Raw genomic sequence first — 22,308 nt, 5'->3', positions numbered from 1 at the left:
TAGTGCCGTCACGAAGTGATTTTAAATTAGGAGGATAATGATAGTATGTTGGGAGATAAAAAAGTTCTGTATAGCGGAATGCAGGCCACAGGCAATCTGACCTTGGGGAATTACCTGGGAGCTTTGAAGAACTGGATTACTTTAAGCAGTGATTATGAGTGCTTTTATGGCGTGGTGGATCTTCATTCTATTACCGTCCGGCAGGATCCGGCGGAGCTTCGCAGGAGGGCCAGGGCACTTCTGATCTTGTACATTGCGGCAGGACTGGACCCGGAGAAGAACTGTATTTACTATCAGTCCCATGTATCGGGACATGCGGAGCTGGCCTGGATTCTCAATTGCTTCACCTACATGGGCGAGCTGAACCGGATGACCCAGTTTAAGGATAAGGCGGCGAAGCATGCGGACAATATCAATGCAGGTCTCTTTACCTATCCGGTACTGATGGCTGCGGATATTCTTTTGTATCAGGCGGACGTGGTTCCGGTGGGCGTGGATCAGATGCAGCATCTGGAGCTTACCAGAGATATTGCCCAGCGGTTTAACGGTGTCTATGGAGATGTATTTACCGTTCCCGAGGTTTATATCAGCAAGGTGGGAGCGAAGATTATGAGTCTTCAGGATCCATCCAAGAAGATGTCTAAATCGGATGAGAACCCTAATGCAAGTATTTACCTTATGGATGATCCGGATACCATTATGCGTAAGTTCAAGCGTGCGGTGACGGATTCCGAGAGCCAGATTCTTTATCGGGATGAGCAGCCGGGAATCAAGAACCTGATTGATATCTATTGTGCCAGCACGGGAAAGACACCGGATGAGACTGTACGGGAGTTTGACGGCAAGGGGTATGGAGAGTTTAAGCCTGCAGTTGGCGAGGCCGTAGTTTCCGTGCTGAAGCCATTGCAGGATCGGGTTGCGGAATTGACCAAGGATAAGGCGTATATTGATTCTGTGATTAAGAATAATGCGGAAAAAGCTCAGTATTTTGCTGCGAAGACTCTAAGGAAAGTGCAGAAGAAAGTGGGATTTCCGGAGCGTGTTCGGTAAGGATGCATTTTGAGTATAAAAACACAGCAAAGGATTAAAAGAGATACATGAGGCCTGTAAAATAATATATTATTATGTGGAAAGGATGCCGTGGAGGCATTCTTTCTTGTTTTTTTGGAAAGATTATTTATGCATTTTATAACACAAGAGACTGTTTCTACAGGATTGCACTTGGTTTATTGCAATTTTATAGATACTATTGTATATATAGCTTAAAATGATATAAAAATATGAAAATAAATTATGAAAAAAGACGTAAAAACAAGACATTTGTCCTATTTTAAATCGATAAGGATAGTTATAATAAATTTATACAGGAGGATGCTTTATGGAGCCGGAGGAAATTAAAAAGCTGATGCAGACATACCCGATTATCAGCGGATGGATTCAGGAGCTGCCGGAAGCACTGATGTATCGCTGCCGCTTGAGCTATCCGTCTCGGGGACAGAGCCTTTTTTGCAAAGGTGATGAAATGCAGAAAGTCTATATTGTATGCAGGGGCAATGTAATTATTACCAGCAGTAACTTAAACGGCAATGAGATGGGGGTTGTAGTAGTTCCGGAAGGGGCCTCGGTGGGGGAGATGGAAGCAATGATGGGACTTCCGCAATTGGTTTACAGCGCAAAGGCTCTGACAGACTGTATTCTTTTAGAGATCCCGCTGGGTATCTTTAAGCGATTGATGGATATAAACCATTCCTTTTGCAAACGGTTGGCCATGGAATTAAGCAGAAAACTCTATAGCTCATCTGTGTCTACAGTTCACTATCAGAGCTGGCCGGCCCAGACACGCCTGAAGCTGTTTTTGATTGACTGCAAAGAGGGCAAGGTTTTGGAGACACGTGAGAAGCTGGCTGAATTTTGCGGGGTAAGTACACGTACGATCAATCGTTGTGTAAATTCCTTGAAAGAAGAGGGATATCTTAATCTTGTTAAGAGGAAGATTTTATTAGACAAGGAACATATTCGGAAACTGACAGAGAGTATTGCGAAAGAGATTTGAAATGATAGAGCATCGGGAGGCAGAGCGCGCAGCTTTTCGGTTCACTATAAACATTTTACCAGGAGGTAACTATGAGAAAAATAATTATGGATTGTGATCCGGGGCATGATGATGCGATTGCGCTGCTGCTTGCTTCCCGTTCGGATGATTTGAAGATTCTGGGTGTTACAACAGTGGCCGGAAACAGTGAACTGGAGAACACAACCAAAAATGCCAGAAAGATACTGGACTATGCAGGCGTTACAGATGTGGATGTCTATCCGGGATGTGATAAACCCATGATGCGTTCTCTGTATCGGCTGACTGGTGCTATTATCCACGGAGAGGATGGTCTTGGCGGGCCCAAAATTCCGGAACCGATTACTCCGGTGAAAGAGGAGCACGGAGTGGACTTTATTATCCGTACGCTTCGGGAAAGTGATGAGAAGATTACATTGATTCCCACCGGTCCGCTGACCAATATTGCAATGGCTCTAATCAAAGCGCCTGATATCAAGGAGAAGATTGACCGGATCATAATCATGGGAGGGGCAGTCATGGATCCGGGCAATATTACTTCTGCTGCGGAGTTCAACATTTATGTAGATCCGGAAGCGGCAAAGATTGTATTTGCCAGCGGCTGCAATATCTATCTTAATACATTGGATATTTCTATGAAAGCGGTTTTTTATGAGGAGGATATAGAGGCGCTGCGTGCTCAAGGGGATAAAGTGAGTGATATTGTGGCACGGCTTTTGGACTTCTTTGCATCCACTCATGTAAAGCACTTTGGGTTTAAGGCCTGCCCCGTCCATGATGCGCTCTGTGTGGGCGTTTTGATAGATGAGAATCTGATTGAATACCAGAAGACATTTCTGGATATCTCGGTCAATGATCCTCTGACTCTTGGAGAGACGGTGGCGGATCTGTGGGGAATTACAGGAAATGAGCCAAACTGCTATATTTCTACCAAGGTGGATCAGAAGTTATTTGTTAAAATGATACAGGAGCATATGAAGAAACCGTATCATTCAAAGTAAAGGAACTTAATAAATGAAGAATACATAGTAAAGGAGGAAAAATACTATGAAAAGGTTACTGGCTTTAATGCTTTCGGTGTGTATGATGGCAGGGGCATTGTCCGGATGCGGAAAGAAAGAGGATCCTCAGACAGCCCCGGATTCCCAGACGGAAGAGCAGGGTGAGGAATCTGCAGCGGAGGAAGCGACGGACAAAGAAGCGAATACGGAACTTCCGAAGGTTGCCTGCCTGCTAAATGGCAATCTGGGAGACAAATCATTCTTTGACTCTGCCAATGCAGGAATGAAGCTGATTAAGGATGAATTGGGATGCGAGACCAACGTGATTGAGATGGGCTTTGATAATACCGTTTGGGAGACGACACTCTATGAGGTGTCCGATCAGGACTGGGACATTATTATTGTAGGAACTTTCCAGATGCAGGAGGTTTTGGAGAAAGTAGCACTGGAATATCCGGATAAGAAATACATTATTTTTGATTCCACTGTGTCCTATGACAATGCAGATTACAGTAATGTATATTCCATTTCTTTCAAGCAGAATGAGGCTTCCTATCTGGCAGGAGCTTTGGCGGCTATGATTGCCGCAGACGATTCACTGCCCCTAAGCAACGGCCAAAAGATCATTAGCGTAGTGGCGGCTCTTGATATCCCTGTACTGAATGACTTTATCATGGGCTATATCCAGGGAGCAGTGGATACGGTTCCGGATACAAAGGTTTCCATTTCCTATATTGGCAATTTTGATGATACAGCGAAAGCAAAGGATCTGGCAAAGGCACAGTTTGGCCTGGGCTCCTGTGTGGCATTCAATGTGGCTGCCCAGGCAGGACTTGGTATGATTGAGGCGGCAGGCGAAGCGCAGAAGTATGCGATTGGTGTAGATGCGGATCAGGCCATGGCGCTGGCAGAGAGCCAGCCGGAACAATCCAAGGTAATTGCAACCTCTGTTATGAAGAATATTGATCAGGTGCTGCTGCTCTCTGTAAAGAGACACATTGCAGGTGAGCTTCCTTATGGACAGGAAGAATCCCTTGGCATGGAAGAGAATGCGGTAGGTCTGGCTGTCAATGAGGTATATGACGGAATTGCAACAGACGAGATGAAAGCGAAAATCGAAGAGCTGCAAGGAAAGATTCAGTCTGGTGAGATTAAAGTAAATTCTGCGTTTACCATGACAGATGATGAAATCAAGGAGGTAAAGGACAGCGTAGCACCGTAGGAGAATCAAGGAGGGCTGCTGCCCTCCTTGAACTATTAGTAAAGGGCCGGTTTCCATGGAGAACAAAGGAGACCGCCGGAAGCAGATATGAGTGAGAAAATAAAAAATAATCTATCGCCCATCCTGGAACTTGAGAATATTTCCAAGGTATATGGAAATGGGGTTTATGCAAACAAGAATATCAGCTTTTCCGTGGCAGAAGGTGAGATCCATGCTCTGGTGGGAGAAAATGGAGCCGGTAAAAGTACGCTGATGAAAGTACTGTTTGGCATGGAAAAGCCAGATCAGGGAGAAATTCGGATATGGGGAAAACCTGTGGCCTTTCATTCGCCTCAGGATGCCATGGCCCTGGGAATCGGCATGGTACATCAGCATTTCAAACTGGTGGATTCTCTGACAATTACAGAGAATGTTGCCCTGGGATATGAGCCTGTCAAAAAGGGGATGATTGACAAAAAGGCAGCAGTTGCAAAGGTGGCGGAATTCTGCGGGATCTTTGAACTGAAAGATGATCTGAATACGCCGGTTGGCAGGCTGCCGGTGGGAACCAAGCAGAAAGTAGAGATTGTGAAAGCTATGTACCGGGGCGCAAAAGTATTGATATTGGATGAGCCCACGGCAGTTCTGACGCCTCAGGAGACGGAGGAACTTTTCCGGCAGCTGAAGCAGTTGAAAAAGCAGGGCTTTACCGTTATTTTTATCTCCCATAAACTGCGGGAGGTCAAGGAACTTTCGGATCGCATCAGCATTATGCGAAAGGGGCGTATGGTGGATACGCTTCTGACGGAGGAAGTAACAGAGCAGGAAATTTCCTCTATGATGGTAGGCAGCAGCTATACCAAGGAGTTAAATAAAAAGGAGGCAGATCCAAAAGAGGTGATTCTGAAAGTCCGGAATCTGGAAGCCCTGGATGTCAATAAGAAGAAAGTGGTGGAGAAGTTAAGCTTTACGGTTCGGGCAGGCGAGATTGTGGGAATTGCAGGCGTAGAGGGAAACGGTCAGGATGAGTTAATCCAGATGATTGCCGGTATGCGAAAGATTGACGGGGGTGACGTGGAGTTCTGCGGCCGCAATGTTAATAAGGCATCCATACAGGAGAGACGGGAATTGGGGATGACTTACATTCCCAGTGATCGGATGACTACAGGACTGTCCGTTACAATGTCCATTCGGGAGAACCTGATTGCAACAAAGCTTAAGATGAAAGAACTTTATAAGGGTTGTCTGCTGAGTGATCAGAAAGCTATGGAGCTTTCAAGAGGACTGATTAAGGAATATCTGATTAAATGCGATTCGCCGGATACAGAGGTTGAGATGCTTTCCGGCGGAAATATGCAGAAGGTAGTTGTGGCACGTGAGTTTACTCAGGACGCCAGATTGATCATTGCCGAACAGCCGACCCGGGGCATAGATGTAGGTGCGGCAAAGTTTATTCATGAGGAACTGATACGCAGGCGGGATGAAAATTGTGGGGTTTTGTTAGTGTCAGCGGATTTGGAGGAGTTGTATAAACTCTCGGATACAATTCTTGTCATGTATGACGGGGAATTTTCAGCATATATCAAAAAGCCCCGGGAGGTATCGGAGAAAGAACTGGGAACCTATATGTTGGGTGTTCACAGACAGCAGCCGGAGGAGATTAAGGAGGCTTACCATGAAGAAGAAAAATCTGTTGTTTAGCTCGGCGACTACTGCACTGGCAATCATCATTTCTCTTGGGATTGCACTGGTGATTATTGCTTTTGTAAGTGAAGCGCCCGGGCAGGCGATTTTCTCTCTGCTTCTGGGGCCTTTGCAGTCAAAGCGTCTGATTGGATCTATTTTTACCACAGCGATCCCCATCTGCTTTACGGGACTGGCAGTGTGTATTATGTTTCAGGCATCTATGTTCAATATGTGTGCGGAGGGTTCCTTTTTCCTGGGGGCCATTGCAGCGGCCTGGGCAGCTACAAGAGTTTCTATGCCTGGGATTCTGGGAGTGCTTTTCCCTATTTTAGCAGGTGGAATAGTTGGAGCAGCGCTTTGCCTGATTCCGGCCCTTTTAAAGGCAAAGCTGGATGCCAGTGAGATGGTGTCGTCCCTGATGCTGAATTATATTTCGCTGTACCTGGGACTGTATCTTTTGAATAATTTTCTACGGGACCAGAGTTTTGGAGCGTTGGCATCGGAAAAATTGCCGGCATCAGCAAAGCTGGGAAAAATCATATCAGGGACAGCTGTACATGGTGGACTTTTTATTGCAGTTATCTTTATTATTCTGTGCTATCTTCTGGTATTTAAGACTAGCCTGGGATATCGGATCCGGGTCTATGGGCAGAATCCGGTATTCGCAAAATATACAGGAATGAAGGTGGGCGGAATTATTGTTATTTCCCAGATTTTAGGTGGAATGACAGCTGGAATCGGCGGTTCTGTGGAGCTTTTGGGAATGTATGAACGTTTTCAGTGGACATCTCTGCCCGGCTATGGCTGGGATGGCGTAATACTGGCAATTTTGGCCAGAAACAAGCCTCAATATGTGCCGCTGGCCGCAATTTTCCTTTCCTACCTCCGTGTGGGAGCCTCATCTATGGCATCCAATACGGATGTGCCAAAAGAATTGATTACGGTAATTCAGTCCATTATGATTATGCTGATTACAGCAGAGGCATTGCTTAAGGGCCTGAAACAGAAGAATATTATAAAGGAGGCGCTTGCAAATGAAACTGCTTCTTGATATTATTTTCTCAGCAGATTTTCTGCATTCGGTGATTCGGCTTTCCACGCCTCTCTTGTTTGCGACCATGGCAGCGCTGATCTCTGACAGGGCCGGCGTGCTGAATATCGGAATTGAGGGCACTATGCTGTTTTCGGCTCTGATGGGTGTGGTGGGCAGTGCGTATCTGGGGAATGTTTGGCTGGGGGTTGGTGCGGCTATTCTGGCAGGAATTGTGTTTTCGGCTTTGATTTCCTTTTTCCATTTGAAGATGGAGACAGATATTGTGCTTACGGGAATTGCTTTGAATTTGATGTCCAGCGGACTGACGATTTTTATTTTATATTTGTTAACGGGAGATAAAGGAGTGTCAACGGGGCTTTCCAGCGGAACAGTTCCCAATATAACAATTCCGATTATCGATGGGATTCCGGTGGTGGGAGATGTTTTGTCAGGACACAGCGTTTTGACCTATGTGGCATTTTTACTGGTGGCAGTGATTTCTGTATTTTTGAAGAGAACAAGGCTGGGCACTTATATACGTGCAGCGGGAGAGAACAGTGATTCTGTGGAAACAGCAGGTATTTCCGTAAAGAAGATTCGTTTGGAGGCACTTTTGATTTCCGGAGCAATCTCAGGCCTTGGAGGCGCATTTATGTCTATGGCTTATGTGTCCATGTTTACGAAAGACATGGTAGCTGGAAGAGGATTTATTGCTTTGGCGGCAGAGGCAATGGGGCATGGAACGCCAGGGCTTTCTATGTTGAGTACCCTGTTCTTTGGTTTGGCGGATGCTTTGGGTAATAATTTACAGCTTTTTAATCTGCCAAGTGAACTTACCAGACTGATGCCCTATGTATTTACGATTTTTGCGCTGGCGGTATATGCGGCACAGGAAAAGAAGAAGAAATGAAAATGATAGAGCAAAGGCACAAAAAGCATGTGCGGGAAAGGAGAAGAGTAAACATGAAAACAGTGAAAGACAAACAGATTTTGGTAGGTGCGGATTTTGCAGGGTTTCCTTTAAAGGAAGCAGTGGTGGAGCATTTGAAGAAAAAGGGATGGACTGTGACGGATATCGGTGTTCGTTCGGAGGATGATGAGGAGAAAGAGATGTTCCACCGCATCGGATTGAAGGTTGGAGCAAAGATTTCCGAGGGAGAGTTTGAACGTGCGCTGATTTTCTGCGGGACCGGTATGGGAATTCATATTGCGGCAAGCAAGTGTCCTGGGGTGCATGCAGGTGTTGTAGAGAGTGTTCCGGCCGCTCTGCGGGCTATTACAGGCAATGGGGTAAATGTGCTGGCTATGGGAGCCTTTTATGTGGCGCCCCAGATGGGCAAGGACATTGCGGATGCATATCTGTCTCACAGCCTGGGAGAGGGATATGAATGGTGGCCGAATTTCTATGAATTCCATAAGCTGGCTATTGATGAGCTGGATGCATTTGATTATGAGAAATTTAAGGCTAATGGGTTTGAGGTGGAGCGTTTGGGGGATTATCCCTTGGAGTTGATGGATAATCCGGAGGTGAATTCTTGATTCTTTTTTGATGGAGACAGGTTAAAATAAATTTTGGTTTAGGGGACGGATGGCAGCCGCAAAATAAGCCTACAGACTTTTCCATTTCTGTGGGCTTATTCTGGGGCTGTCTGTTTTTTATAAAATATTTTGTATTTTTGTGACATATGCAGTTCTTTGAAAGTATAATAGGTACAGGCCTGGAAGGAGGAGCATATGAATCGGGACACACAACGGAAGCAGCAGATTGAAGCTCTGATTTTAAAATATGAAAAAACGGTATATAAGCTGGCTTATTCCTATATGAAGAATAGGCAGGATACCGACGACATTTATCAGGAGGTCTTCCTGCGGTTTTTCCGGAAAAAACCGGAGTTTGAAAGCGAGGAGCATGAGAAAGCCTGGTTTATCCGAACGACCATTAACTGTTGCAAGAGTTATTTTCTGTCGGGATGGGTCAAACGGACTATGGCTCTGGAAGAACGGACTTTGGGCCAGGAGGACAGCTATGAGATGGAAGAGCGGAGTGAACTTTTCTATGCGGTGATGGATCTTCCGGTAAAGTATCGGACGGTGATACATCTTTTCTACTATGAGGGCTATACGGTGAAAGAGATAGCGAAGATTTTGGAGGAAAAGGTGACTACGATTACCACACGCCTCAGCCGGGGAAGGGAGCAGCTTCGTGAGGTGCTGGATGCGGAGGCGGCCGGGGATTCTAAAACGGTGAAGGTGATTCACGAGAGGCACTCCGGCGCTGACAGGCCGGGAGGCAGGAGCCAGAATTCCAAAGGAACGGGAAGATTGTCGGTAGTGGGGCAAAAGGAAACCTGTATCAGATTTTAGAAAAGGAGGAGTGCGAGCATGAGTATAAAAGGATATAAGAATGCATTTTCGGGGATTGAGCCTTCTAAGGAGCTGCACGACTCTTTGCTTTATGCAGTTCTGGAAGAGGAGAATAATATGAAAATGGAAGATAGAGGACGAAAGCAGACGAAACGCAGCAGACGTAACAGGCATGTAAGGCCCAGGCTGATTGCGGCTTGTGCGGCAGTGATGATTCTGTGTGTATCTATGACGGCAGCGGCAGCCTTTGATTTCAATGATATTTTTCAGGGCTTCTTTAAAAAAGAGGTGGCCGCCCAGGAGGGTGGAAATCAGGCGCCGGCGGTGCCCCTGGAGGCGGGAAATGACTTTCTTGCAAGTGCGGGAAATGTGATTCATGAGGAGACCACCGGGAACGGCCTTAAGCTGACTCTGCGGGGAACAGTGGGGGACGGGAATGTCCTTTATGCGGCCCTGGATGTGGAGACGATGGACGGAAGTCCTTTTACCACAGAGCAGAAGGGCAGCGTGCAGTCTTACCGGTTTGAGGAAGTTATGCTTGAGGGCGAGGGCATCGGAGGCGGTGAGCTGAACCGGATTTATTGCGGACTGGAACGGATTGACGATGGCAGCGTGCCAGGCAGGGCAACCTTTTTGATGTCGGAGATGTTTGAGAATGACATGAAGTGCAAGGAGATCAAGATGTCTTTGCGGAACCTGATGGCAGAGAGCAATGAGATCATTGATTTGGGCATGGACAAAACCATCTGGGAGCTGATGCAGGAATTTGAGCCTCTTAAGATTCGGGAAGCCAGGGAAAATGCCGGTTTGATAGTAAACAGTTACAGCACCGAGGAGGATGCCGAAGGAAATGTGAATGCTCATGAGAGCTTTATGGTGGAAAAAACCGATAAGCGGATTGCCTTTTCCTCCAAATACCCGGAAGCACGTATTTCCAATATGGGTATCTATAAAGGGCAGTATGAGGATAATCTCATTGTCAATCTGGATTTTGGAGGAGAATTTGACTGGGATCTTCTGGATCAGAAGAGACTGATTGTGGTAGACCGCCGTACCGGACAGGTGCTTGATGACAGTGCAGGAGCCGCAGCTATTGGAAATGGCGCAGAGGAGGACTATTTCCCGGGCATGGAGGGCCAGGCGGATATTGTGGGGGACGATTACCTTTCCTGTCGTTATTGCTTTAACGATATCGGGGAGAGCAAGGTGAAAAATGCGGTCTTTGCCTTGGGCGGCGACGGCTCCTATGAGGAATTGTTCGGCGGTGAGTGGACTTTGAGCTTTACCGTGGACTATGAGGACACCATGAAAACCTGGGAATTGCAGGAAAAGACTGCGGTTGGAAATATGGAAATCAAAAAAGTTCAGATTTCGCCCGTGTCTGCTATTGTGGAATACGACACATTGTCGGATGAGAAGGCAGAGTTTGAGGATGTCTCTCTGAAGCTTAAGAATGGAAGCCAGGTGGGATGGAGCGCCATGAGCTGGGACACTGATGACAAGGGCGTATCTCCCTGCAGGATTATCTGGAAAAGCGTGGTGGAGCTGGATGAGATTGAAAGCGTCATTGTAAATGGGACGGAGATAAAGCTATAGTTGCGGGATGTATTGTAGTCTGCGGTATAGCATAGATGGATAGTCCGGATAAAAATAGGTGATTCAAAATGGTGGGGAAATGTGATTTTGAGGTTCACATTTCTCCACTGTCGTTTTTTATAGGTTGACTTATTTCACCCTATATAGTAAAATGCAAATGGAATTAAAATTTTATTGGTATAATAGATGCGTTATAGTAACACATAGTATATCTGCATGCGCCGTACTGCCATAAATTAAGGTCAGAATCAGAGGATGTACGGAGGGACAGCAGGGAGAAAGATGGGGATTTCCTGCGGGGGAAAAGATTATCTTTTAAAATTTCCCGGCAACTTAAAAGAACAGCATATGAAAAATATCAATCTCAGTTATTCCAATAGTCCGGTGTGTGAGTATATTGGTTCAAAAATATATGAGCTGCTCGGGATACCTGTGCATAGCACAATTCTGGGAATTCGAAACGATAAAATTGTTGTAGCCTGTGAGGATTTTTTGAAGAATGGGGATAGACTTTATGAATTTGAAGTGCCTTAACAGTAAATGGGATGATGTTAAGATGCAGGCAGTACTGGAAGATGAGAAAAAATTGGAGGCGGAAACACATAAGGCCAGAAGATGTATTTACGAATTGCATGGTAAGAAAATAAATCCGTATCAGCTCGTAGAAGGAATGGAATATAGGGAATGCTGTGAAGCGGTTTTAAGGCTTACACCAAGGATAGGAGATTGCATATCTCAAATTTATGAAATAATAGAAGATATTCCGGTGCTGTCAAAGGTGCAGAAGCAGTTTTACTCTGTAATGGTAAAAGAAAGATACGAAAAAATATTCGTTCCGGTGCATCAAAGGCTTATGCGAAAGAGGCGGTGCAGTTATGTATGTGGATAAAGAGATTCAATTGCGGCCGGATCTGCCCTCCGGTTTACAGCGAGATTTTCAGGAATTGCAGGAATACTATGAGGCAGACGACTGGTTTATGTTTGACACTTTGTTTGAAGCAGTGGAGGCAAGTGTTAAATCATACTATCTGGCAGGAAAAATCAGCAGAGAGGATTTAAATCTTATTTTTAAAAAATATGGAATTCTTTGATTAAAAGAAAAAGTTTGTGAAAGGATTGCAGGATGATGAATGAGGATTTAAAGCATGAATTGGATATTTATTATGAGACTATTAAGGAGGGACGGCCGAATTACAGATCCTGCTATAACAGTTTTTTAGAATATTGCTCTAAATTCTCCGAATATTCCTTAAGGAAACTGCTGGAGGAGACAATCACAATATCTGATATAGAAATGGCTTGCATCCAATATTTTAAAAACAGCAGAAAAGCGACTTCTCTGGAAGCAATCCAACGGTTTTTGACAGCCATAGACCAATTCTTCAAATATCTGAAAAATAAAAAAATTGTAAATTCTCATTTGGAGGATGGGTGCCGAAGAAAGGAAGTCATTCATCGAATCTGCATTGGCTTAAATGAGGAATTGGAACAAAAGATTTATCTTCCCTTTGATGGAAAAAATGAATTAAAGATTGTGGAAGAGCAGATAAAACTTTTGAATAAAAATAATTTTTATCAGTTTGGACAGTCCGTTATTTACCGGCTTTTAACAAATTATGGATTTAAAGAAAAGATTATTATAAATTTAAAATTAGATGATTTTGACCGAAAAAAAGGAACTCTTTTGATTAATTTTGAAGAAGAAGGCAGTATTTCCATTCATTTAAGGGAAGATATATTTTTGGACTTGGATAGGTATTGTACTTTGCATAAGTATCAAAGCAGAGTGCATTTATTTACAAAGAGTAATGGAATTTCGTTAACGCCGGACAGTATATTGGGGACTTTAAAGGGAAGGATGAAAAGATTTGATATACCTAATTTTACCCCCACCTCCGTAGCACTGCAGGGAGTTGCGGCCTTGATAGAAAAAGGCCTGACAATTGGAGAGATAAAAATACTCACAGGCTTCGAAACACAGAAAATAGAGGATGTCTCAAAATATTTGCTGACAGATGTGGATGTAGAAGAGACGATTAATGCGAAATTATCTATTTTAAAAAATTTAGGTGTTCCGCAGCAGACAATCCTGGCTAATATTCAGGAGCAATATAACCTCAGCCCGGAGGATTCTAAAAAGTATCTGTAAAATGAATGATTGCCAGTCCCCTCTGTTACACCTGTGGGACTGGTTTTTTCTTCCTTGCAGCACCATGCCGGTTTCATTCCTGCAGACAGAGCTTGGATTGGTTAAGTGTGGAAAAAATCAGTTGGTTTCTTTGAGTACAGAGGAAATATAAACACTTTGTAGGATGTATAATAATGAAAAAGAGGAAGCATGCCAAAATAAGAGAGGGGTGCTTTGAACAGAGCATTCATAGTCGCTCTTTCTAAGATACATGTCAGAGATTTTGGGTAATATAGTCAAAGCATATAATTGCTTTAACAATTTGTAATAGGAAAAGTTTACATTTATACGGTAAAGACGAGCAGAAACATCCGACAGTTTGTATGATTGTCGGATGTTTTTCCGTGGAATATAATGGAGACAAGGTAGATAAATACAGTGCGTCATGGATTGTTAAATTATCTACAAAATAACACCTAGCAAAGAAACACCCTACAGGCAAGGTGCATTTGCCTGCAAGGCAAAGAGAAGGTGCTCTGGGGCATATACTTCTATGTCCGAAAAGCCAAGGGTGGATCTGAAAGAAATACCCTTCGGGTATACTACTATACCAAAAAAACAAGGGTAGTTCAAAGAAACACCCTTCGGGTATCCCTTTATACCCGAAAAAATACGGGTGGATCAAAGAAAGGAGACGTTTGAAATGGGATTCAAAACAGACATCGAAATTGCACAGGAGACAGTCATGCAGCCGATCACAGAGATTGCGGCAAAGGCAGGAATTGACGACAAGTATCTGGAGCAGTACGGAAAGTACAAAGCAAAGATCGACTACAACCTGCTGAAAGAGACCAATGCGGAGGATGGAAAGCTGATTCTGGTAACGGCAATCAACCCCACACCGGCAGGAGAAGGCAAGACCACTACAACCGTAGGTCTGGCAGACGGTATGCAGAAGCTTGGAAAGAAAGTTATGGTAGCTCTTCGTGAGCCCTCTCTTGGACCTGTATTCGGTGTAAAGGGCGGAGCAGCTGGCGGCGGCTATGCACAGGTTGTTCCCATGGAGGACATCAACCTTCACTTTACCGGTGACTTCCACGCAATCGGCGCAGCAAACAATCTGCTGGCAGCTATGATTGACAATCATATTTTCCAGGGCAACGCACTGAACATTGACCCCAGAAAGATTACCTGGAGAAGATGTGTGGACATGAACGACCGTCAGCTTCGTAACGTAGTGGACGGCCTCGGTGGAAAGACCAACGGAATGCCCAGAGAGGACGGCTACGACATCACCGTTGCTTCCGAGATCATGGCAGTTCTGTGTCTGGCAAATGACATCACAGATTTAAAGGAAAGACTTGCAAGAATCATCATCGGATATACATATGGAAAGGCTTCCGAGCAGAAGCCCGTTACCGCCGGCGATCTGAATGCACAGGGCGCTATGGCAGCTCTTCTTAAGGATGCGTTAAAGCCCAACCTGGTACAGACCTTAGAGCATGTACCGGCTATTGTTCACGGCGGACCTTTCGCAAATATCGCTCATGGCTGCAACTCCGTAACAGCTACCAAGATGGCTATGAAGCTGGCTGATTACACCATTACAGAGGCAGGCTTCGGTGCGGATCTTGGTGCTGAAAAGTTCCTGGATATCAAGTGTCGTATGGCAGGTCTTAAGCCCAACGCAGTTGTTATCGTAGCTACGGTACGTGCTCTTAAGTACAACGGCGGCGTTCCCAAGGCAGACCTCAACAACGAGAACCTGGAGGCTCTGGAGAAGGGACTTCCGAACCTGTTGAAGCATGTAAGCAATATCAAGGATGTATACAAGCTGCCCTGCGTAGTTGCTATCAATGCATTCCCAACAGACACCAAGGCTGAGCTCGATCTGGTAGAGAGCAAGTGCAAGGAGCTTGGCGTAAATGTAGCTCTGTCTGAAGTATGGGCAAAGGGCGGCGAAGGCGGCGTGAAGCTGGCTGAGGAAGTGATTCGTCTGGTAGAAGAGCCCAATGATTTCACATATTCCTATGAGCTTGAGGGTACCAGCATTGAGGATAAGTTAAATGCAATCGTTCAGAAGATCTACGGCGGTTCCCGTGCGGTTCTGACAGCCAATGCTCAGAAGCAGGCTAAGGAGCTTGAGGCGCTTGGATTCGGCAATTGCCCCATCTGTGTGGCAAAGACACAGTACAGTCTGACAGACGATCAGACAAAGCTTGGCGCTCCCAAGGATTTCGAGGTTACTGTGCGCAACCTGAAGATTTCCGCAGGTGCAGGCTTTATCGTAGCCCTGACCGGCGAGATCATGACTATGCCTGGTCTGCCCAAGGTTCCGGCTGCAGAGCGTATCGATGTGGATGAGACAGGAAAGATCTCCGGTCTGTTCTAAATTAAGATAATTACATTATAAACCTAATAAAAACACAGTCGGGAAGGACCCTTAGGCCCTTCCTGCTTGTGGGTAAAGCAAAAAACAGCAGAGCTTTATTTATGCACAGAAAGAATTACAGGCACGCGCTTTTGTGATGGAATTTCTTTTTATAGAGGTGTACGAATAAAGGCTTGCGGAACTGGAATAGGAGATAAATTATGGGATTTTCAACCAGCAAATGCGATGAATTTGTAGAGGTTCTGGCTTCCAAGGCTCCCGTACCGGGCGGCGGCGGGGCTTCCGCACTGGTAGCGGCAGTAGGTACGGCTCTTGGGAACATGGTAGGAAGCCTTACCGTAGGAAAGAAGAAATATGCGGACGTAGAGGAAGAAATGTACGCTTTAAAGGAAAAGGCTGCGGCTCTTCAGGCAGATTTCCTGCATCTGATTGACAGGGACGCAGAGGTATTCGAGCCCTTGTCCAAGGCTTACGGGATGCCCAGAGAGACCGAGGAGGAGAAGGCAGAGAAGGCTCGTGTTATGGCCATTGTTCTGAAGGATGCCTGCTCCGTTCCTATGGAGATTATGGAGAAGTGCTGTGAAGCCATTGATCTGATTGTAGAGTTTGCAGCAAAGGGATCCGCACTGGCTATCAGCGATGCAGGCGTAGGTGTGGCATTTTGTAAGGCAGCTCTTTTGGGGGCATCCCTGAATGTATTTATCAACACCAAGTCCATGGCCGACAAGGAGTATGCGGCGGAACTGAACGCAAAGGCAGACGCTATGATCGAGAAATATACAAAGATTGCGGATGATGTATTTGCAAGCGTGAATGGAAGACTGAGATAATATTACAGTACCTAAAGAACAGTAATATTCTTTCAGTGCACAAATCAATTTACAGACACATGTTCTTGTGGCTGGGAATTGATTTATATAGAGGTGTACTGAAAGAATATTACGGGACTGGAATGAATAGGAGATTAGAAAATGGCTAAGCAATTATTAGGAAAAGAAGTTACTGCTGCCTTAAATGAGAGAATCAAGGCAGACGTAGAAGCATTAAAGGCAAAGGGCGTTAATCCTACCCTTGGTATCATCCGTGTAGGCGAGCGTCCCGATGACCTTTCCTATGAGAGAGGTGCAACCAAGCGCTGCGAAACTCTGGGTGTAGAGTTTAAAAAATACCTGCTTCCTGCCGATGTAACGCAGGATGAGCTTCTGAAGGTTATTGAGGAAGTGAATAACGACGACAACATTCATGGCGTACTGATGTTCCGTCCACTGCCCAAGCATATTGATCAGACCGTAGTTGAGAATGCACTCTCCGCAGAGAAGGATGTAGACTGCCAGACAGATGCATCCCTGACAGGAGTATTTACCGGAAAGCAGATCGGGTTCCCGCCCTGTACACCTCAGGCTTGCATGGAGATTCTGGATCACTACGGAATCGACTGTACAGGCAAGAAAGCAGTGGTAATCGGCCGTTCTCTGGTAGTAGGAAAGCCGGCAGCTATGATGCTTATTAAGAAGAATGCAACCGTAACCATCTGCCATACCAGAACCAAGGACATGCCCAGCGTAACCCGTGAAGCAGAGATCCTGATTGTGGCAGCCGGCCGTGCAGGCGTGGTAGGTAAGGAGTATGTATCTCCTGGCCAGACTGTTATTGATGTGGGAATCAATGTAAATGAGGAAGGCAAGCTCTGCGGCGACGTGGCTTATGCAGAGGTAGAGCCTATCGTAGAAGCCATCACTCCAGTACCGGGCGGTGTTGGAAGCGTAACAACCTCTGTGCTGGTAGGCCATGTGGTAGAAGCGGCTAAGAGGAAATATTTATAAGTAGAAAACAAAATATTTAGAAATGAAGAGGGTCCGGAATGCTCCGAATTTAATTGGAGGATTCCGGACCCCTTTTATTCCCATAATATCGTTACTGAGTTGAGGTGCCAACATCCTCCTGCATCGTATCCCAAAAAGCCTGCAAGGCAGCTTTTTGCCGGGCATTTAACTTCTTGGGAACTTCCACCTGCAACGTTATATACAGATCGCCACGGTTTCCAATCTTTGGCGGCATCCACAGGCCCTGACCGGCCAGACGGATGCGGGCGCCGTTTCTGGTTCCCGGTTCCAGGTGGTATTTTGCCGTACCCTCAATGGTGGGAATTTCAATTTCTCCTCCCAGCGCCATAGCCATATAACTGACCTGCCGTACGGAATAGAGATGATAATTTTTCCGTTCAAATCCTTTTTGTTCCTTTAGAAGAACAATGATTATGATATTTTCCGGAAAGATGTTTTCTTCCTCTTCATAAAGTATATCGGCCAGGGGATAAAAACATCTTTCATAGGTTCTGGCAGGAATACGGACTTTAACTTTCTGTTTTCGTTCTACATAGCCTCTCCCGTGGCATGCATGGCATTTCCCGGAAGCCGCATTTGATTCACCTTTGCAGGAACTGCACGGCTCCTGCAAAGGAATTTCTACAGATTTTACAGCCCCGGTGAATATTTCCTGGTAGGACATTTTAACTGCCACACGTATACTGTGGGGAGGCGGCTCATCCTCATTATCGTCTTTTGGGGTCTGGCAGGCGCCGCAGTGGCCGTTCTCTCGGCTGTAGTCCTCATCCTCCTGCCATGTATATCTGCCTGCGTGACCGGCATATTTGCGGTAAGCAGTATGACCCCAGGAATCGTATTGCTTCCGGCTTTCCTCATTAGACAAAACCTGATAAGCTTCCGAAATTGCCTGAAATTGTTCTTTGGCTTCCTCCGAATGATTATTGGCATCCGGATGAAACTTTTTTACCAGATTGCGATAGGCATGTTTGATTTCTTCTGAAGCGGCGTCTCGCTTTACGCCTAATATTTCATAATAGTTTTTCAATGAATTTGTTCTCCTGTCAAAAAGAACCGTGGAGCCAGCACAGAGCTCTTTGGGGATGCGGTTAAATGGGATTTAATATTTCAAATAGTATCATATTTTTTAATTCTGTACAAGTTTGAGGATAGAGGGACTGCCCTAGATCCTAAGGAATCCACCAAGCCCTGCTTGGTACCCCTTAGGATAACTTTCGCTGCAAAGGTTTTTAGATGAACATACATGGAGCAGTCATTAAAAAATGAAAGATATATGAAAGTGGGAAAAGATTTATAATTTCTTAAATCTTTTTCTGCTTTTTTTTCGTTATAGTATGTGTAAGACGTTTTACATGAGAATACTTTTGAAAATACATCACAGGCGGATTTTTGAAAGTGCTTCATGAGGAAGAGGACATAAATTGAAGGACAGCGATCTGATAAAGAGAATCAAACAAGGTGAGACAGAGCTTCTGGATGTTTTGATTGAGAGCCATTATGATGGAATCTATCGGTTCTGTTATTACAAGATCGGGGATCGGGAGGCAGCCTATGACTGCACACAGGAGACCTTTCTAAATCTTCTGCGGTATCTGGACACCTATGTGGAACAGAAAAAGTTCAAAGCATATCTGTACCGGATTGCAGGAAATGTCTGCACGGACTGGTTCCGGAAAAATTCCGTGCAGCTTGCAGGAGATGAGCTCCTTGATACCATTACATGGGATGATCCGGAGCTTAAGAGGGTGGAACTGTCCGATGAGGTATTGCGGGCTCTTCAAGTGCTTTCACCGGCACAGAAGGATGTAATAATCCTGCATTTTTTTTATGACTTCAAGCTCAGGGAGATTGCACAGATAACCAATGTTCCGATGTCAACGGTGAAATCACGGATGAAACAGGGAATGGATAAGCTGAAAGACACTGTTGGACGAATTGCGAAACTGGAATAGGAGGTCAGCGTTGAAAAAAAACACAGAGAATGTAATGGACAGGAGGCAGGATGAAAAACTCCGGGACTTTTTTAAAAATGCGGAGCAACCAGACATAGATGAAGAGAGGAAGCGGCATACTCTGGAGCTGTTGCGCATGGAGAGAAAACGGCTTCATGTGCGTTCGAGAAAGCCCTATGTACAACGTGTTTTGGAGCAGGCAGCGTATCTCTCTCCGGCCGCATGGCTGCTCCAGGCAGCGCTGGTTTTGTTCATAGGATGGGGATTCCAGGTAAGAGAAAAAGAAGAAACTCTGTTAAGTCTGTTGCTCTGCGCCCCAATCATCGGAATCGTGGGTTTTACGGAAATTATGCGAAGCTACCGGCAGAATATGTGGGAGCTGGAGCAGGCATGCCGCTATAATCTGCGGCAGCTTATGGGGATGCGGCTGTTGATTTTCGGAATCGTGGATTCTCTTGTTGCATGCGGTGTGGCGATTATGGGAATCGGAGCAGGAATACGGACATGGGAGCTGCTGTTTTTCTTTTTCATTCCGCAGATACTTTCGGATTGCGTGTACCTGTATCTGATGGCCCGGTTCCGGCGGCGCTTTCAGGGCACAGCTCTCCTTGGTGCTGCGGTACTGATGACTTTTTTGTGGATGATGTTACTTGAGGGCATTCCGTATAATCCGGAGTTGATGCTAAGACTTGCGGACCCGCTTGCATTGGCGCTCATCCTGCTTGCATGTGTAGGACTGCTGGCACTGTGCTGCATACGGTTTCTAAAAGGAGCGGAAGCGGAGTGCTGCGAAGCTTAGGATTATGGGATTTAAACAGGAGGTTAGAATATGGAATTAAGGTTAGACCGGCTGACCAAGCAGTATAAACAAAAGTTAGCGGTAGACAGAATAGATTTGGAATTGAAATGCGGAGTTTACGGGCTTCTGGGAGCAAACGGGGCAGGCAAGACCACCTTAATGCGCATGATATGCGATATTCAGGAGCCAACCTCCGGAGAAATACTCTGCAACGGGCAGAACATCCGGGAAATGGGAGAGGAATATCGGGATCGCTTAGGCTATCTCCCCCAGAATTTCGGCTACTATCCGGAATTTACGGCCTACAAATTCTTGCTGTACATTGCATCCCTGAAAGGAATGGGAAAAGAGCAGGCAGCGGTCCGCTCCCTCTATCTTCTGGATATGGTGGGGCTGGCAGACCAGAAAAAGCGGAAGATCAAAACCTTTTCCGGCGGCATGAAGCAGCGTTTGGGAATTGCTCAGGCCATGTTAAATGAACCGGAAATTCTCATACTGGATGAACCCACAGCCGGCCTGGACCCCAAAGAGCGTGTCCGCTTCCGGAACCTTATCAGTTCCTTTTCCAAGGATAAGATTGTCATTTTGTCCACCCATATTGTATCCGATGTGGAGTATATTGCAGATGAGATTCTGGTCATGAAGGATGGCAGGCTGATTCATCGGGGAGCTCCGGAAGTAGTGACACAGGAAGCAAAAGGGCTGGTTTGGGAATGTAAAGTGGATTCTAAAGACGCTGAACACTATATAAAACGATACAATGTGGGGAATCTGAAAAATACAGGGGAGCAGACCGTCTTACGCATAATCTCCGATACCTGCCCCTGTGAGGGGGCCGTGGAAACGGATCCTACCCTGGAGGATCTGTATCTTTACTATTTCAGCGAGGAGGAAAACAGACCATGATTTGGATGATCCGGTTTGAATTTGAAAAAATATTTAATAAAAAAATCGTTTATGCGGCCATTGCATTTATTATCATTATGGGCGCCGCTATGTGTATAGGCAGAGGGGCGGGAGCACAGAAGGTCCTTAAACCGGACGGAGGTTATCTGGAGGGTCGGGAGGCAGTAGAGTATGACAAGGAGATTGCGGCCCGGTATGAAGGCATATTGACTGGGGAAAAGGTAGATGAGATTCTGGAAACCTATCGTCCTAAGGAAGAAGTCGAACTCTGGTGGATGGTAAATAATGTTTATAACACTGTGTCCGGCAAATGGGGAGAAGGGGACGAAACCTATGACGGCACGGATATTTTGTCGGTCTTTCCTGATTACCAGGATAAAAGGCCTATGATATTGGGTTACAGCGAAGGCTGGCTGAATTTTCTGGAAACAGGACAATATATGATGGTATTTATAGGCTTTTTACTGGTGATTTCCCTGTCACCGGTTTTTTCCGAGGAATACACCAGAGGAACGGATGCGCTGATTCTTACCTCCCGGCATGGAAAGCGCAAGTGTGCTTGGGCAAAAATTATTGCCTCCTATCTTTTTACTCTGCTGATTGTGGGAGTCTGGCTTTTGATTCAGAGCTTTGTATATTGGAGAGATTTCGGACTTGACGGCAGCGGGGCCAGCGTGCAGCTTAATAATCATTGGACATTTGCTAACGTCCCTTATTTTTTGACCAATATGGGGGCGGCAGGTTATTGCCTGGTCCTCTGGATAGGCTGCTCTTTGATTCTGACAGCTTTTGTGCTGCTCCTTTCCGTGTTATGCAGATCTTCCTTTGCGACAGTGATTGCAGCTCTGGCCTGCTATGCAATCCCGGCTATGTTTGGGCAGATGGGGGTTCCGCCGCAGCTTTTAAGCCTGAATCCTATCTGGGGATTTTTATCAGAAGCGCCCCTGGCAATTCCGAAGCTTTCCCTTTCGGGCGGCGTCCAAGTTTCCTATGTGTGGGTGGTAGCAGCCTTTGCCCTGGTGATGACGGCGGCGGTTTTTGTCTATGCTCGTAAAATCTTTGCAAAGCATCAGGTGTCATAAAAAAATGACAATTGGCGGTCAAAATCAATCAATTAGAGACAAAGGTATTGATCTTTTTGTGATTTTTGTTATACTAGATATAATATCAATTTTCGAAGTGATCACTTCGGTAATGTAAAAATATGTTTTACAATCAAAATATTTTCGAAAACAGAATAGAGGCATAGTTGACTTTCCTTCGCATTTTTCATACAATTTGTATGAAGGTGCAAGCTGCTAAATATCTTCTTGAGCCTGGAGAGGGGACGGCACG

At 45.5% G+C, this 22,308-nt stretch carries 21 protein-coding genes; 20 read left to right on the top strand and 1 reads right to left on the bottom strand.

The features are described from left to right. Positions 1-45 precede the first annotated feature (45 nt). The 16 genes from trpS (at position 46) to VSQ61_RS02090 (ending at position 17,295) form a co-directional block, all read left to right on the top strand. Positions 46-1,050, top strand: coding sequence for a tryptophan--tRNA ligase (trpS, locus tag VSQ61_RS02165; protein ID WP_334342788.1), 1,005 nt, complete (start codon positions 46-48; stop codon positions 1,048-1,050). Between the two features lie 328 nt (positions 1,051-1,378). Then, positions 1,379-2,053: a Crp/Fnr family transcriptional regulator gene (locus tag VSQ61_RS02160; protein WP_334342787.1), complete on the top strand. Its 675-nt coding sequence runs from the start codon at positions 1,379-1,381 to the stop codon at positions 2,051-2,053. A 71-nt stretch (positions 2,054-2,124) separates the two neighbouring features. Further along, positions 2,125-3,072: a nucleoside hydrolase gene (locus VSQ61_RS02155; protein WP_334342786.1), complete on the top strand. Its 948-nt coding sequence runs from the start codon at positions 2,125-2,127 to the stop codon at positions 3,070-3,072. A gap of 46 nt (positions 3,073-3,118) precedes the next feature. After that, a complete protein-coding gene (locus tag VSQ61_RS02150; protein ID WP_334342785.1) occupies positions 3,119-4,294 on the top strand; it encodes a BMP family ABC transporter substrate-binding protein in 1,176 nt (391 codons plus the stop codon). An 87-nt stretch (positions 4,295-4,381) separates the two neighbouring features. After that, a complete protein-coding gene (locus VSQ61_RS02145; RefSeq protein WP_334342784.1) occupies positions 4,382-5,974 on the top strand; it encodes an ABC transporter ATP-binding protein in 1,593 nt (530 codons plus the stop codon). Beyond that, positions 5,949-7,010 carry an ABC transporter permease gene (locus tag VSQ61_RS02140; RefSeq protein ID WP_334342783.1) on the top strand — a complete coding sequence of 354 codons (1,062 nt, stop codon included), beginning with the start codon at positions 5,949-5,951 and terminating at the stop codon, positions 7,008-7,010. The genes VSQ61_RS02145 and VSQ61_RS02140 overlap by 26 nt, the downstream gene beginning before the upstream one ends. Beyond that, positions 6,994-7,902 (top strand): ABC transporter permease, encoded by a 909-nt coding sequence (locus VSQ61_RS02135; protein WP_334342782.1) that lies wholly within the window; start codon positions 6,994-6,996, stop codon positions 7,900-7,902. The genes VSQ61_RS02140 and VSQ61_RS02135 overlap by 17 nt, the downstream gene beginning before the upstream one ends. 53 nt (positions 7,903-7,955) lie before the next feature. After that, positions 7,956-8,531 carry an RpiB/LacA/LacB family sugar-phosphate isomerase gene (locus tag VSQ61_RS02130; protein ID WP_334342781.1) on the top strand — a complete coding sequence of 192 codons (576 nt, stop codon included), beginning with the start codon at positions 7,956-7,958 and terminating at the stop codon, positions 8,529-8,531. A gap of 195 nt (positions 8,532-8,726) precedes the next feature. Further along, positions 8,727-9,356 carry a sigma-70 family RNA polymerase sigma factor gene (locus tag VSQ61_RS02125; protein WP_334342780.1) on the top strand — a complete coding sequence of 210 codons (630 nt, stop codon included), beginning with the start codon at positions 8,727-8,729 and terminating at the stop codon, positions 9,354-9,356. Between the two features lie 18 nt (positions 9,357-9,374). Next, on the top strand, positions 9,375-10,952 hold the full coding sequence (locus VSQ61_RS02120; protein ID WP_334342779.1) for a DUF4179 domain-containing protein: 1,578 nt from the start codon (positions 9,375-9,377) through the stop codon (positions 10,950-10,952). Between the two features lie 514 nt (positions 10,953-11,466). Beyond that, positions 11,467-11,841, top strand: a complete 375-nt coding sequence (locus VSQ61_RS02115; RefSeq protein WP_334342778.1) for a HipA domain-containing protein — start codon at positions 11,467-11,469, stop codon at positions 11,839-11,841. Beyond that, the gene (locus tag VSQ61_RS02110) at positions 11,828-12,043 is read left to right on the top strand and encodes a hypothetical protein (RefSeq protein ID WP_334342777.1); all 216 of its coding nucleotides are present in this window, start codon (positions 11,828-11,830) and stop codon (positions 12,041-12,043) included. Before VSQ61_RS02115 ends, VSQ61_RS02110 begins: the two co-directional genes overlap by 14 nt. Positions 12,044-12,075: 32 nt before the next feature. Beyond that, entirely contained in the window at positions 12,076-13,101 is a 1,026-nt protein-coding gene (locus VSQ61_RS02105) for a site-specific integrase (RefSeq protein WP_334342776.1), read from the top strand. Positions 13,102-13,783: 682 nt separating this feature from the next. After that, positions 13,784-15,472: a formate--tetrahydrofolate ligase gene (locus VSQ61_RS02100; RefSeq protein ID WP_334342775.1), complete on the top strand. Its 1,689-nt coding sequence runs from the start codon at positions 13,784-13,786 to the stop codon at positions 15,470-15,472. A gap of 200 nt (positions 15,473-15,672) precedes the next feature. Further along, on the top strand, positions 15,673-16,302 hold the full coding sequence (locus VSQ61_RS02095; protein WP_334342774.1) for a cyclodeaminase/cyclohydrolase family protein: 630 nt from the start codon (positions 15,673-15,675) through the stop codon (positions 16,300-16,302). 141 nt (positions 16,303-16,443) lie between these two features. After that, on the top strand, positions 16,444-17,295 hold the full coding sequence (locus VSQ61_RS02090) for a bifunctional 5,10-methylenetetrahydrofolate dehydrogenase/5,10-methenyltetrahydrofolate cyclohydrolase (protein WP_334342773.1): 852 nt from the start codon (positions 16,444-16,446) through the stop codon (positions 17,293-17,295). A 91-nt stretch (positions 17,296-17,386) separates the two neighbouring features. Here the strand turns inward: VSQ61_RS02090 and VSQ61_RS02085 are convergent, their stop codons facing one another. After that, the gene (locus tag VSQ61_RS02085; protein WP_334342772.1) at positions 17,387-18,343 is read right to left on the bottom strand and encodes a DnaJ domain-containing protein; all 957 of its coding nucleotides are present in this window, start codon (positions 18,341-18,343) and stop codon (positions 17,387-17,389) included. Positions 18,344-18,737: 394 nt separating this feature from the next. On the opposite strand from VSQ61_RS02085, the gene VSQ61_RS02080 reads away from it, so the two are divergent. From VSQ61_RS02080 to VSQ61_RS02065, 4 genes are read left to right on the top strand one after another with little or no spacing between them, the layout of a single operon-like run. After that, positions 18,738-19,268 (top strand): RNA polymerase sigma factor, encoded by a 531-nt coding sequence (locus VSQ61_RS02080; protein ID WP_334342771.1) that lies wholly within the window; start codon positions 18,738-18,740, stop codon positions 19,266-19,268. A 10-nt stretch (positions 19,269-19,278) separates the two neighbouring features. After that, complete coding sequence (locus VSQ61_RS02075; RefSeq protein WP_334342770.1) at positions 19,279-20,067, top strand: hypothetical protein; 789 nt, start codon at positions 19,279-19,281, stop codon at positions 20,065-20,067. Between the two features lie 30 nt (positions 20,068-20,097). Continuing rightward, complete coding sequence (locus tag VSQ61_RS02070; RefSeq protein WP_334342769.1) at positions 20,098-20,973, top strand: ABC transporter ATP-binding protein; 876 nt, start codon at positions 20,098-20,100, stop codon at positions 20,971-20,973. Continuing rightward, on the top strand, positions 20,970-22,055 hold the full coding sequence (locus tag VSQ61_RS02065) for an ABC transporter permease subunit (protein ID WP_334342768.1): 1,086 nt from the start codon (positions 20,970-20,972) through the stop codon (positions 22,053-22,055). The genes VSQ61_RS02070 and VSQ61_RS02065 overlap by 4 nt, the downstream gene beginning before the upstream one ends. The last annotated feature ends 253 nt before the right edge of the window (positions 22,056-22,308 follow it).

The organism is Candidatus Merdisoma sp. JLR.KK006, assembly GCF_036941035.1.
Classification (GTDB): Bacteria; Bacillota; Clostridia; order Lachnospirales; family Lachnospiraceae; genus Laedolimicola.
Note: the sequence above shows the minus strand (reverse complement) of the source record. Positions and strands in the feature narration are given on the sequence as shown.